This window comes from Variovorax sp. 20P10.2.4, assembly GCF_058244205.1.
Map to the genome: position 1 here is coordinate 1 of NZ_JBZAYE010000188.1, position 12,040 is coordinate 12,040.

The 12,040-nt window shown below is 68.8% G+C and carries 13 protein-coding genes; 4 read left to right on the plus strand and 9 right to left on the minus strand.

What is annotated here, in order from left to right; translation table 11 throughout:
* From AC27VN_RS18585 to AC27VN_RS18600, 4 genes are all read right to left on the minus strand, one after another.
* Positions 1–368, minus strand: a 368-nt coding sequence (locus AC27VN_RS18585) for a TRAP transporter large permease subunit (protein ID WP_490877470.1), incomplete at its 3' end; no start/stop codon positions are given.
* Positions 365–919, minus strand: a complete 555-nt coding sequence (locus AC27VN_RS18590) for a TRAP transporter small permease (RefSeq protein ID WP_208510748.1) — start codon at positions 917–919, stop codon at positions 365–367. The genes AC27VN_RS18585 and AC27VN_RS18590, both read right to left, overlap by 4 nt.
* Before the next feature lie 57 nt (positions 920–976).
* Positions 977–1,420: a type II 3-dehydroquinate dehydratase gene (locus tag AC27VN_RS18595; RefSeq protein ID WP_093354370.1), complete on the minus strand. Its 444-nt coding sequence runs from the start codon at positions 1,418–1,420 to the stop codon at positions 977–979.
* Positions 1,421–1,446: 26 nt separating this feature from the next.
* Complete coding sequence (locus tag AC27VN_RS18600; RefSeq protein WP_398492338.1) at positions 1,447–2,454, minus strand: TRAP transporter substrate-binding protein; 1,008 nt, start codon at positions 2,452–2,454, stop codon at positions 1,447–1,449.
* Positions 2,455–2,612: 158 nt separating this feature from the next.
* Between AC27VN_RS18600 and AC27VN_RS18605 the strand changes: the two genes are divergently transcribed.
* Complete coding sequence (locus tag AC27VN_RS18605) at positions 2,613–3,395, plus strand: IclR family transcriptional regulator (protein ID WP_093354375.1); 783 nt, start codon at positions 2,613–2,615, stop codon at positions 3,393–3,395.
* 251 nt (positions 3,396–3,646) lie between these two features.
* Here AC27VN_RS18605 and AC27VN_RS18610 read toward each other — a convergent pair whose 3' ends face one another.
* Both AC27VN_RS18610 and AC27VN_RS18615 read right to left on the minus strand, forming a co-directional pair.
* Positions 3,647–4,528, minus strand: coding sequence for a UPF0280 family protein (locus AC27VN_RS18610; RefSeq protein WP_490877471.1), 882 nt, complete (start codon positions 4,526–4,528; stop codon positions 3,647–3,649).
* A gap of 2 nt (positions 4,529–4,530) precedes the next feature.
* Entirely contained in the window at positions 4,531–6,156 is a 1,626-nt protein-coding gene (locus AC27VN_RS18615; protein WP_490877472.1) for a 6-hydroxynicotinate reductase, read from the minus strand.
* 305 nt (positions 6,157–6,461) lie between these two features.
* Here AC27VN_RS18615 and AC27VN_RS18620 point away from each other — a divergent pair, with 305 nt between their 5' ends.
* The 3 genes from AC27VN_RS18620 to AC27VN_RS18630 are packed head-to-tail and all read left to right on the plus strand — an operon-like array spanning position 6,462 to position 9,170.
* A complete protein-coding gene (locus AC27VN_RS18620) occupies positions 6,462–7,235 on the plus strand; it encodes a ferredoxin--NADP reductase (protein WP_209540388.1) in 774 nt (257 codons plus the stop codon).
* Positions 7,236–7,254: 19 nt separating this feature from the next.
* On the plus strand, positions 7,255–8,025 hold the full coding sequence (locus tag AC27VN_RS18625; RefSeq protein ID WP_057593424.1) for a TetR/AcrR family transcriptional regulator: 771 nt from the start codon (positions 7,255–7,257) through the stop codon (positions 8,023–8,025).
* Entirely contained in the window at positions 7,971–9,170 is a 1,200-nt protein-coding gene (locus tag AC27VN_RS18630; RefSeq protein WP_490877473.1) for an amidohydrolase family protein, read from the plus strand. Before AC27VN_RS18625 ends, AC27VN_RS18630 begins: the two co-directional genes overlap by 55 nt.
* A gap of 12 nt (positions 9,171–9,182) precedes the next feature.
* On the opposite strand, the gene AC27VN_RS18635 is transcribed toward AC27VN_RS18630, so the two are convergent.
* From AC27VN_RS18635 to AC27VN_RS18645, 3 genes are all read right to left on the minus strand, one after another.
* Positions 9,183–9,584 (minus strand): GtrA family protein, encoded by a 402-nt coding sequence (locus AC27VN_RS18635; protein WP_490877474.1) that lies wholly within the window; start codon positions 9,582–9,584, stop codon positions 9,183–9,185.
* A 4-nt stretch (positions 9,585–9,588) separates the two neighbouring features.
* Entirely contained in the window at positions 9,589–10,605 is a 1,017-nt protein-coding gene (locus AC27VN_RS18640; protein WP_296781950.1) for a glycosyltransferase family 2 protein, read from the minus strand.
* On the minus strand, positions 10,602–12,040 hold a 1,439-nt coding region (locus AC27VN_RS18645), incomplete at its 5' end, for an ArnT family glycosyltransferase (RefSeq protein ID WP_490877475.1). The genes AC27VN_RS18640 and AC27VN_RS18645, both read right to left, overlap by 4 nt.

Consider the following 12,040-nt stretch of genomic DNA (forward strand, 5'->3'; position numbering starts at 1 on the left):
AGCAGCAGCGCGGTCAGCGCCGCCGCGTCGGCCACGGCCGAGCCCGACAGCGCCGACAGCAGGCAGCCCGCCATGATCGTCACGTAGCCCAGGCCGCCGCGCACGTGGCCCACCAGCGCGAGCGCCAGCGCGACGATGCGGCGCGACAGGCCGCCCGCGTTCATGATCTCGCCCGCGAGCATGAAGAAGGGCACGGCCAGCAGCGGGAAGCTGTCGGCGCCGCCGATCAGGTTCTGCGCCAGGATCTGGGCATCGAACAGGTCGAGCTGCCACATCAGCGCCACGCCGCTGGCCAGCAGCGCGAAGGCGATCGGCATGCCGAGCGCCATGGCCAGCAGCAGCGATCCGAGGAAGACGGCGATCGTCATGCGCGGCGCTCCCGTTCGGCCTCGAGCACCTGCGCGAGCGCGGCGGCTTCTTCCGATTCCTGGATCGCCACCAACTGGTCGTCGGCCAGTTGGCCCGTGAGCAGGCGCAGCAGCTCGACCAGCAGCAGCGCCGCCGCCAGCACCGAGAACACCAGGCCCGAGGCGTAGACCACGGCCATCGAGGCGCCGGTGACCGGCGCCTCCACGTCCCAGTTGATCCGCGTCTGCGCCAGGCTGCCCTGGAACAGCAGCCACAGGATGTAGAGCATCAGCAGGTGGCTCGCGCCCAGGCACAGCTTGCGCCCCAGCGGCGGCAGCCGGCCGACCACCATGTCCACGCCGAGGTGGGCATGCTCGCGCAGCGCCACCAGCGCACCCAGGAAGGTGATCCAGATGAACAGCCAGCGCGAGACCTCCTCGGACACGGTGATGCCCGAGTTGAGGCCGTAGCGCAGCACCACGTTGCCGAACACCAGCACCACCATCACGGCCAGGAAGGTCGCGATCAGCGCCTCCACCACGCGGCAGGCGCGATCGATCCATCGATTCATGTCGTCCTCTTCAATCCAGTCGGTGGGCGTGCGCCGTGCAATGGCGCACGCACGGGCTCACTGCTTGCCGTCGCGCACGATCTCGACCAGCGCGCGCAGCGCCGCGAGATAGGACTGCGGCCCGAGCCCCTGCACCGTGCCGCGCACGGCCGGCGAGATGATCGAGTGCGCGCGCCAGGCCTCGCGCGCCGCGATGTTCGACATGTGGACCTCGATGGTCGGGAACGGCATGGCCTTGATCGCGTCGTGCAGCGGCACGCCGTGCTGCGTGAGGCCCGCGGGGTTGACCAGCGCGCCCTGTGCCTCGTCGATGTGCTGGTGCAGGAAGTCGACCAGCGCGCCTTCGTGGTTCGACTGGATGGTCGCCACCGTGATGTCGAGCTCGTGCGCGAGCTTGTCGATGCGCGCGTCGATCTCCGCCAGGGTGGTGCGGCCGTAGATGTGCGGCTCGCGGCGGCCGAAGAGGTTGAGGTTGGGGCCGTGCAGGACGAGGAACTTCATGGTGGATGCTCGCGGTTGCCGTGCGCTCACTGCTTGGCGCCGCGGATGCGCGCGAGCTCGTCGTTGTAGAGCTTGACCGTGGCCGGGTCGTACTGCGCCGCGAACTTGTCGATCACCGGCTGCGCGATCTCGCGCATGCGCACCTGCTCCTTCGGCGCCACCTCGTTGAACTGCGCGCCCTTGGCCTGCAGCTCGCCCACGGCCTTCTGCGCCGCGGTGCGGCTGGCCTGGCGCTGGTAGCCGCGCGCCTCGTCGGCGGCCTCGCGCATCCACTTCTGCTCGGTCGGCGAGAGCTGGTCCCAGAACTTCTTGCTCACGAGCACGATGTTGGCCGCGTACACGTGGTTGGTCGCGCTCACGAACTTCTGCACCTCGTAGAACTTGTTCGACAGGATCACGGCGAACGGGTTCTCCTGGCCGTCGACCGCCTTCGACTCGAGCGCGCCGTAGAGCTCGGCGAAGGGCATCGGCACCGGGTTGGCCTTGAAGGCCTTGAAGGTGTCGAGGAACACCGGGTTCGGGATCACGCGGATCTTCAGGCCCTGCAGGTCCTCGGCTTTGGTGATCGGGTGCTTGCTGTTGGTCACGTTGCGAAAGCCCAGGTCCCAGTAGCCGAGCGCCACCAGGCCTTTCTCGGGCAGCTTGGCGATCAGCGCCTGGCCCAGCGGTCCGTCGAGCAGCTGGTCGGCCTGCTCGAAGCTGGCGACCGCGAACGGGAAGTCGACCAGGCCGAACTCCTTGACGATGCCCGCGAGCGAGGTGGTCGCGGGCGCCGACATCTGCTGCACGCCGCCCTGCAGCGCCGACTGCTGCTGCATCTCGTTGCCGAGCTGGTTGGCCGGGTACTCCTGCACCTTCATCTTGCCGCCGCTCTTGGCCGCCAGCAGCTCGGCGAAGCGCTTCACGCCCAGGCTCACCGGGTGGTCGGTGTTGTTGAGGTGGCCGAAGCGGATGGTGCGTTCCTGCTGCGCCAGGGCGGGTGCGGCGAGGCCGATGCAGAGGCTGGCGAGGGCGAAGGTGCGAAGAAGTTTCACGGGTGGGCTCCAGGGAAGGACGGAAGGCGGCATGGCCGATGCGATGGGAGGAATTCTGTGGTGAATCGGAAAATCTTTCCACTATGGAAATCCCTTCCCTTCATCTGCTAGAGTTCGGCTGTCGCCATCGGTCCGCGACATGAACCGGGAGTACTGACATGAGCGAAATGCTGGGACGCAGCTTCAGGGTGCTGGAATATCTGGCGTCCCATCCCGAGGGCGTGCCCCTGTCCCTGCTGGCGGGCGATCTGCAGATCCCGCTGAGCGCCTCGCACCGCCTGCTGACGGAGCTGATCCGCTACGGCTACGTGCGGCAGGAGCAGCGCGACGGCCACTACGTGCTGACCATCAAGCTGGTGTCGATCGGCCTCTCGTTCCTCAGCAACTCGGGCGTGGTCGATGTCGCGCAGCCGTTGCTCGACCAGCTCGCCAAGGCCTCGGGCGAACTGGTGCGCCTCGCGGTGGTCGACGGCGACGAGCTCACCTTCGTGGCCAAGGCGCAGGGCGCGACCCATGGCCTGCGCTACGACCCGGACATGGGCCTGTCGGTGGCGCTGTCGTGCAGCGCGGCCGGCCATGCCTGGCTCTCGACCCTGCCCGAGGACGACGCGATGGCGCTGGTCGCCAAGAAGGGCCTGGGCAAGCCCGAGGACTTCGGCCCCAAGGCGCCGACCACGCTCAAGGCCGTGATGGTCTACGTGAAGGCGGCGCGCCAGCGCGGCTTCAGCCTGATCAACGAGGTGTTCGCGCCCGGCATGACCGCGATGGCGGCACCGGTCTTCGGCCCTTCCGGCCCGGCCATCGGCGTCATCACCATCGCCGGCCCCGCGGTGCGGCTGACGGCGCAGCGCATGGAGACGCTCGGGCCCACGCTGATGCAGGCGGCGGCCGAGGTGGCGACCGCGAGCGGGGCCTCGGCGCTGTTCAAGAAGCGCGCTTAGGGCCTGTTAACACTATTCAAGGGGTCGCGTTGCCCCGCAAAGGGGCTGGATGCAAGGCGCCCGCGCGCAGCAAGGCTGATGCCTTGCAAGCGCGGGCAACGCCGCAGACGGCCCCTTTGCGGGGCAACCCGGAGGGAAGCTCACCAAAGCCCGCCCCTCGGCGTTGCGCTCCTAGCGTGTGCGGACGCACACGCGTCGTCGCGCGCCTTGATGGGCGGGCTTTGGTGAGCTTCGCGACCCCTTGCATAGTGTTAACAGGCCCTAGCTTCAAGCGGCTTCGAGCATAAGGGCTCGACCAGTCGCCACTGCCCCTGGCAAACGAGCAGAGCGGCCCATGCGAGCCCGCCTTTTTGCAGGACGCGGGCGCACACCGCGCCCGTATCGAGTGCGCTGCGCACCTGCGCGGGGGGCAGTGGCGGCACGTCGACGGTGACCAGCGTGTCGCCGAGGTCGCTGTTGTCCTTGCGCTCGCTCGCGGGCACGCGGCGGATCGCATCGTTGTCGACGTCGACCGCGTTGGCGATCACGGTGGCGGCCGCGTCGGCCTGCGCCGCGGTGGCCGCCAGCACCGTCACGCTGTCGGCGATGCCGAGCGAGAAGCTGCGCCCGCGCCAGCCGCTGGTGGCGACGCCGCGCACCGGCTGGTCGGCGCGCAGTTCGAACTGGCCGTCGGTGTCGACGAGGCCGTTGGCATCGCGCCAGTCGAAGCGCGCGAGGTCCGCGTAGACGCCCACGCGCGCCGTCTGGCCCGGCGCGAGATGCACGGCGATGTCGCCGCCGTTGTTGATCCAGGCGCGCTCGATGCCGGGGCGCTGGTAGAAGGCGATCAGCTCCTGCGCCACCGAGCCCGCGACCGCGGCCATCGGCGTGATGAAGGTCGGCGCGAACGCCGCGCAGGCATCCCACATGCGGCGCGCCACCACGCCGCGCGGGCGCATCTGGTCGGTGACCGGCAGCCGCAGCAGCGGCAGTTCGTGCACCAGTTCGTCGAGCACGTGCGCGAAGCGCGCCCAGGCCGCATCGTGCGCGGCCGCCACCGCGTAGCGGTCGCCGTGCGCCTCGGCCACGATGTCGATCGGGCCGTGGTTGAAGTGCCAGCGGTGCTCGTCGAGCGCCGTGCGTTGGGCGGACATGGTTATCCCAACATGGGAGCGTGGCCCAGCGGCCAGGGATTGGCTTCGTCGATGACGAGCCATTGGCGCGCGAGCGGCGCGCCGTCTTCCTGCCAGGCACCGCGCGCGAGCGCCTGCTCGAGCGGGAAGACGTGCTCCATGTGGCCGCCGAGCGCCTCGTAGTCGGCGCGCCGCATGCTGAACTCGATGGGCGCGACGATCGCGGGCGTGGGCACGGTGCCGAAGCTGTTGTCGGGCATGCGCATGACGTCGGCCATCACCGTGATGCCGCCGCCCGGCCACACATAGGCCGGCGCGCCGCCGCAGGTGACATTGACCAGCGCGCGCTTGATGGCGCGCGTGAGCAGCACCGGGTTCTCGGTGACGCCCGCGCGCAGGCTGCCGCCGGCACCGCCGAGGAACAGCACGGTGCACAGCGAAGGCTCGCAGTTCTCGCCGATGCGGTCGACGATGCGCTTGACCTCGGGCGGCATCGGCTGCTCGACGGGCTGCAGCGCGTCGTCGAGCACGTACCACTGCGCATGCTCGCCGGTGGTCGAGGTCATGAGCAGGCGCAGGCCGGGCTTGGCCACGCCCTCCTCCCAGCCCTCGATGATCGACAGCGGATCGGCGATGTCGGTGCCGCCCCAGCCGTTGCCCGGATTCGCGACCTGGAAGTAGCGCCCCGGCGTCGACTTGCGGCCCAGCATCTGGATGCCCGAGGGCGGCATGTCGAGGCAGCGGCCGGCCTGGTGCTCGGTCAGCACGCCGGTGATGTGGTCGTCGACCACCACCACCTCGTCGGCCACGCCGGCGAACTGGCGCGCGAAGATGCCGACCGCCGCGGAGCCGCAGCCCACGCGCATGCGCTGTTCTTCCACGCCATTGACGATCGGCGCCTTGCCGGCCTGGATCACCAGGCTGGCGCCGCCGTCGATGGTGCATTCGATGGCCTTCTTGTTGCCGAGCAACTGCATCAGCTCGGCCGTCATGCGGCCTTCCTTCTTGCTGCCGCCCGTGAGGTGGTGCACGCCGCCCAGCGACAGCATCTGCGAGCCGTACTCGGCCGTGGTGACGTGGCCCACCACCTCGCCGCGGTAGCGCACGTTGGCCTGCTCGGCGCCGAGGAAGCGGTCGGTGTCGATCTTCACCTTGAAGCTGCAGTAGCTGAAGATGCCCTCGGTGACCACGGTGACCATGTCCACGCCCTGCGCCTTGGAGGCGACGATGAAGGGCGCGGGCTTGTAGTCGGGATAGGTGGTGGAGGAACCGACGCCGGTGACGAAGACCTCGTCGGCATGCAGCAGGTCGCCGTTCCAGTCGGCCGATGACTCTTCGGCCCTGCCGTCTTCGGCCGCCGCCGTGCGGTCGAAAGCCACCAGCGCGGGCGCATCGCTCGCGAGCTGGCGGCGCAGCAGCACCACCGGATCGACGCGCACCAGCACGCCCTCGCGGTTGGCATAGCGGTCGCAGGCGCCGGTGCGCCCGTCGGAGATCTGGCACAGCACCGGGCAGGCATTGCATTCGACCTTGGCCGCGCTCATGCGCTCGTTGCGCAGCGGCGCCTTGCCGAAACCGCCGGGGCCGGCCTCGGCGACCACCGGCACGTCCATGCCCGGCAGTCCGTCTGTCTTCGTGTGTTCCGTCATCGGGGGGCGACCTCTTGTTGGCTGCAAATCGTGGCGGCGGGGTTTGCAACAAACGTGCCGCATGTCCGCTTGTGCCGGGGCTTTCGTTTGTGTAGCATCCCCTACACTTTCATGTTGCATTCACTACATTGAAGGTCAATGTAGCAAACGGGCCCGATGCTTGCAATGGTGTTTTCTCGCGATGTTCATCGGGGTTTTTCCGACCAACGACAATGGAGGGTTCGGAGCCGGCCGGCAGCTGGCGCCCCAAGGGCGTGCATCCCGGCTCAGCCACCCCCCCGTCATTCACCACTATTGAGTTCCGTATGAGTGCATTCAGCGAAGAGAAGGTCCTGAGCGTCCACCACTGGACCGACCGCCTGTTCACCTTCACCACCACGCGCGACCCGGCGCTGCGTTTCTCCAACGGCCACTTCACGATGATCGGCCTGCGCGTCAACGAGAAGCCGCTGCTGCGCGCCTACAGCATCGTGAGCCCGAACTACGAGGAGCATCTCGAGTTCCTGAGCATCAAGGTGGAAGACGGCCCGCTGACCTCGCGGCTGCAGCACATCCAGGTGGGCGACACCATCATCGTGGGCCGCAAGCCCACCGGCACCTTGCTGATCGACTACACGCTGCCCGGCAAGCGCCTCTACCTGTTCGGCACCGGCACCGGCCTGGCACCGTTCATGAGCGTGATCCGCGACCCCGAGACCTACGAGAAGTTCGAGCAGGTCATCCTGGTGCACGGCGTGCGCCAGGTCGACGAGCTGGCCTACCACGACCTCGTGACCGACCACCTGCCCAAGCACGAGTTCCTCGGCGAGATGGTCGCCAAGCAGCTGCTGTACTACCCCACGGTCACGCGTGAGGAGTTCCGCAACCAGGGCCGCATCACCGACCTGATCTCGAGCAACAAGCTCACCGACGACCTCGGCCTGCCGCCGATCAACGCCGCCGAGGACCGCGTGATGCTGTGCGGCAGCCCGGGCCTGCTGGTCGACCTCAAGCACATCCTCGAGGCACGCGGCTTCAAGGAAGGCAACACCTCGACGCCGGGCGACTTCGTCGTCGAGCGCGCCTTCGCCGAGAAGTAAGCAGGACGCCGCGCGATCGATGGCCGACAGCCGCTCCATCACCAAGCCCAAGCCCCAGCGCCGCACCGGCGTGCGCGAGGCCGCGGCCCAGGCCACGCGCGACAGCATCCTCAAGTCGGCGACCAAGGTGTTCGCCAAGTACGGCTACGACGGCGGCAGCGTGGAGAAGATATCCAAGGCCGCCAAGTCGTACGACCGGATGATCTACTACTACTTCGGCAGCAAGGAAGGCCTGTTCATCGCGGTGCTCGAGGGCATCTACCAGCGCATGGACGACGCCGAGGCCGCGATCGCGCTCGATGCCTCGCGCCCGGTGGAGGCGCTCACCGAAGTGATCCGCTTCGTGCTCGGCTACTACCGCAAGAACCCCGAGTTCGTGACGCTGCTCAACACCGAGAACCTGCACAAGGGCCGGCACATCTCGAAGTCGCTGCGCGCGCGCGAGTATTCGTCGCGGGCGGTGGCGATCATTTCGGAAATCCTCGCCAGCGGCGCGGCCCAGGGGCTGTTCCGCAAGGACCTCGTGGCGCGCGACATCTACCTGCTGATCGCGTCCACCGGCTATTTCTACACCTCCAACCGCCACACGCTCACGGCCTTCCTCGGCGAGCCGCTGGAGTCGCCGGACGCGATCCGGCACTGGGAAGACTTCGTGATCGAGACCGTGCTGCGCACCGTGCGCGCGGACGATCTGCAGGACAACAACACTCCCCCCCACGACGAGGACAACACGAAATGGCAGAAATCGCGAGCAGCGGAAAGTCGGGCAAGGTCGTCATCCAGAACATAGGGCTGCTGCTCTCGGGCGACATCGACAAGCCCATCCTCGACGCCGACACCATCGTGGTGAACGACGGCCTGATCGTCGCCATCGGCAAGCAGAAGGACTGCGACCTCGAGGGCGCGAACACCGTCATCGACGCGCGCCGGACCTGCGTCGCGCCCGGTCTGATCGACAGCCACGTGCACCCGGTGTTCGGCGACTGGACGCCGCGCCAGGGCCAGATCGGCTGGATCGACTCCACCATGCACGGCGGCGTGACCACCATGATCTCGGCCGGCGAGGTGCACCTGCCCGGCCGCCCCAAGGACATCGTGGGCCTGAAGGCCCTGGCCATCACGGCGCAGCGCGCCTTCGACAACTTCCGCCCCGGCGGCGTGAAGGTGCTGGCCGGCGCGCCGGTGATCGAGAAGGGCATGGTCGAGAGCGACTTCAAGGAACTCGCCGAGGCCGGCGTGGGCCTGCTCGGCGAGGTCGGCCTGGGCTCGGTAAAGGCCGGCTACGAGGCCAAGGAGATGGTGGCCTGGGCGCGCAAGTACGGCATCCAGAGCACGATCCACACGGGCGGCCCGTCGATCCCGGGCTCGGGCCTGATCGACAAGGACGTGGTGCTCGAGGCCGACGCCGACGTCATCGGCCACATCAACGGCGGCCACACCTCGCTGCCCGAGGCCCATGTGTGCGAGCTCTGCGAGAAGAGCTCGCGCGCGATCGAGATCGTGCACAACGGCAACGAGAAGGTGGCGATCGCGGCGGCCAAGGCGGCGCTCGAGCTCAAGTGCCCGCACCGCGTGATCCTCGGCACCGACGGCCCCGCGGGCTCGGGCGTGCAGCCGCTGGGCATCCTGCGCATGGTCGCGATGCTGTCGTCGATCGCGAACATCCCGGCCGAGCTGGTGTTCTGTTTCGCCACCGGCAACACCGCGAAGATCCGCAAGCTCAACTGCGGCCTGATCGAGGTCGGCCGCGATGCCGACTTCGTCTTCATGGACCGCGCGCAGCATTCGCCCGCGCCGGGCCTGCTCGAGAGCGTGCAGCTCGGCGACATACCGGGCGTGGGCATGGTGATGATCGACGGCATCGTGCGCTGCGGCCGCAGCCGCAACACGCCGCCGGCAACCGAGATTCCGGTGGTGGTGTCGGGGGCGCACTGAGGCGCGCTGCGCTCAGGGCGAGCGCCGTGTCTTGAAGACGAGGTAGCGCGCGGCGAGGAAGTTCACGACCATGCCCGCGCCGCTGCCCGCGGCCACGCCGAGCATCGGCGCCCAGCGGCCGCTCACCGAATGCAGCACCAGCACGTAGGCGCCGTAGTTCACGACCGCGCCGCCGAGCATGGTCGCGAGGTAGCTCGCATATTCACGCCACACCGTGGTCTCGGAATGACGGTCGCCGAAGGCCAGGTGGCGGTTCATCACCCAGGTGGTGGTGGCCGCCGCGAGGAAGGACAGCACGCGCGCGCCATACCAGCCCAACAGCGGCGCGGCGAGGTACAGCACCGCCACGTCGACGCCGAAGCCCACCACGCCAGCCACGGCGAACAGCAGGAACTGGCGCCCGGCCTGCTTCATCGGCTCAGCCGCAGGCGCCGTCTTGCCACGAGGCCGACCCGGCCGCGGGCATGGCGAGGTAGCGCAACCGCTTGGCCTCCTGGCGTCCGATGGTCACGGTGTGCAGCACCGCGCCGCAGACCAGTGCGAGCATCGCGCTGAGCATCAGGCCGGTGGCCAGCACGGCCGTGGGCAGGCGCGGCACCAGGCCGGTCTCCCAGAAGGTCATCGCGAGCGGGATCGCGAGCCCCACCGAGGCCAGCGCGAGCAGGCCCGCGAGGATCGCGAAGAACATCAGCGGCCGCTCGCTCACGAACAGCTTGGAGATGGTGACGAGGATGCGCCAGCCGTCGCGGTAGGTCGACAGCTTGCTCACCGAGCCCTCGGGCCGCGAGCGATAGACCGAGGGCACCTCGGCATAGGGCATGCGCAGTTCGAGCGCGTGCACGGTGAGTTCGGTCTCGATCTCGAAGCCCTTGGCCAGCGCGGGGAAGGACTTCACGTAGCGGCGCGAGAACACGCGAAAACCCGACAGCATGTCGGTGAAGCTGCCGCCGAACAGGCCCGCGACCGCGCCGGTCAGCATCTGGTTGCCCAGCCGATGGCCGCGACGGTAGGTCTGGGCATCGGTCTGGTCGTCGACGCGCGCGCCCACCACCATGTCGAGCTTCTGCTCGACCAGCATGCGGATCATCTCGCGCACCGTCGAGAGGTCGTAAGTGGCATCGCCGTCGACCATGACGTAGATGTCGGCCTCGACGTCGGCGAACATGCGCCGCACCACGTTGCCCTTGCCGCGCAGCGGCACGTGCACGACGTGCGCGCCATGGGCGCGCGCGACCTCGGCGGTGCCGTCGGTGGAGTTGTTGTCGAAGATGTGGATCTGCGCCTCGGGCAGGTCGGCACGGAAGTCGGCCACCACCTTGGGAATGGCCAGCGCCTCGTTGTAGCAGGGGATGATGGCGGCGATGCGCAGCGCCGGCGGCAGCGGCGAGAGCGCGGCGGCGGCCGTGGGGGAAGCGAGGCGGTCGGCGGTCGTCATGGCGTGGGCGCGAGTATGCGGTAGGCCTTCACACCGTCCTTCTCGACGATCAGGCTGAAGTACTTGTCGAAGTCGGGCTTGGTGTGGACATAGGGCGCGAGCGCGGTCTGGATCACGATCGAGCCGAACTGCTGCGAGGCCAGCTTGCGCGCGAGCTGGTCGGCCGGCAGGTACAGGTAGTCCGAGTAGCGGAAGGGCCCGAAGATGTCGCCCCACACCGGGTTGGGCGCGAAGTAGATCGAGTCGTTGAGGCCGACCTGGTAGAGCCGGCCCACGGGGTTGGCGCGCAGGTGGCTCAGCACCTCGTAGCCGGGCACGCGTTGGGCGAGGAAGGCCTCGCGCGAGGCGGGCGTGGGCGAGATCATGCGCAGGTCGCGCACCGAATGCGCGAGCGCGAAGCCCGCGAGCACCACCATCAGCAGCCCGCCGAAGACGCCCGGCGTGCGCCCGCGCGCGAGCGCCGGCAGCCGGCGCCGCACGAAGCTACCGGCCCAGCCCAGCAGCGTGTGCCAGCCCACGGCGGCCATCAGCGCGAGCAGCGGGAACGAGGCCATCATGTAGCGCGGATAGCGCGAGGTCGCGACCCAGATCACGAGCGAGTAGAGGCAGAACACGAAGGCCGCGCGCACCGGGCCCGGGCGCCACAGCGGGCTGAACGGCACCAGCAGCAGCGGCCAGAACAGGCCGTTGGGCATGTTGGCGTGGTCGCGCACATCGGCCAGCTGCTGCGTGTAGTCGGCCATGTTCCAGTTGGTGAAGCCGAACACGCGCGCGCCGATCGGGTTGAAGGGATCGCCGGTCTGCAGGTAGTTGCGCGCATACCAGTAGATGCACGGCACCAGGAACAGCGCGAGGGCCGCGAGCCATGGCAGCGGCCGGCGCTCGCGCCGCGCCACGAACACCGCCACCAGCGGCAGGAAGATCAGCGCCTGGTACTTGGAGCCCGCCGCCACGCCGAGGAAGAAGGCGGCCAGCAGCAGCCAGCGCGCGCGCCCGTGGCGCGCTGCGCCGGGCGCCGGTTCGAGCACGTGGCCCTCGTCCCACCACCACAGCGCGACGAAGGCCGCGAGCACGAACAGCGCCACGCCCATGTCGATGTACGAGTTGGGATAGTCGCCCAGCGCGAGCCAGATGCCGGCGCCCAGGCAGGCGATGTAGCGGTTCGCGTGCAGCCGGCCGAGGCGATGGATCATCAGCACCGACAGCCAGCCCGCGAGGCCGTGGATGAAGTGGGTGAAGACGTCGTCGTAGACCGTCAGCGCCGCGGCGTAGAGCAGGTCGTAGTTGTAGGGGAACCAGGGGTAGCGCAGCCACTCGTAGACGCCCAGCGTGCCGCTTTGCGCGACCTGGCGCGCATAGGGCAGGTGGTACATCACCTCGTCGAAGGCCACCGGTGGCGCCAGCGGCGAGAACAGCGTGGGCAGGCCCACGAGCA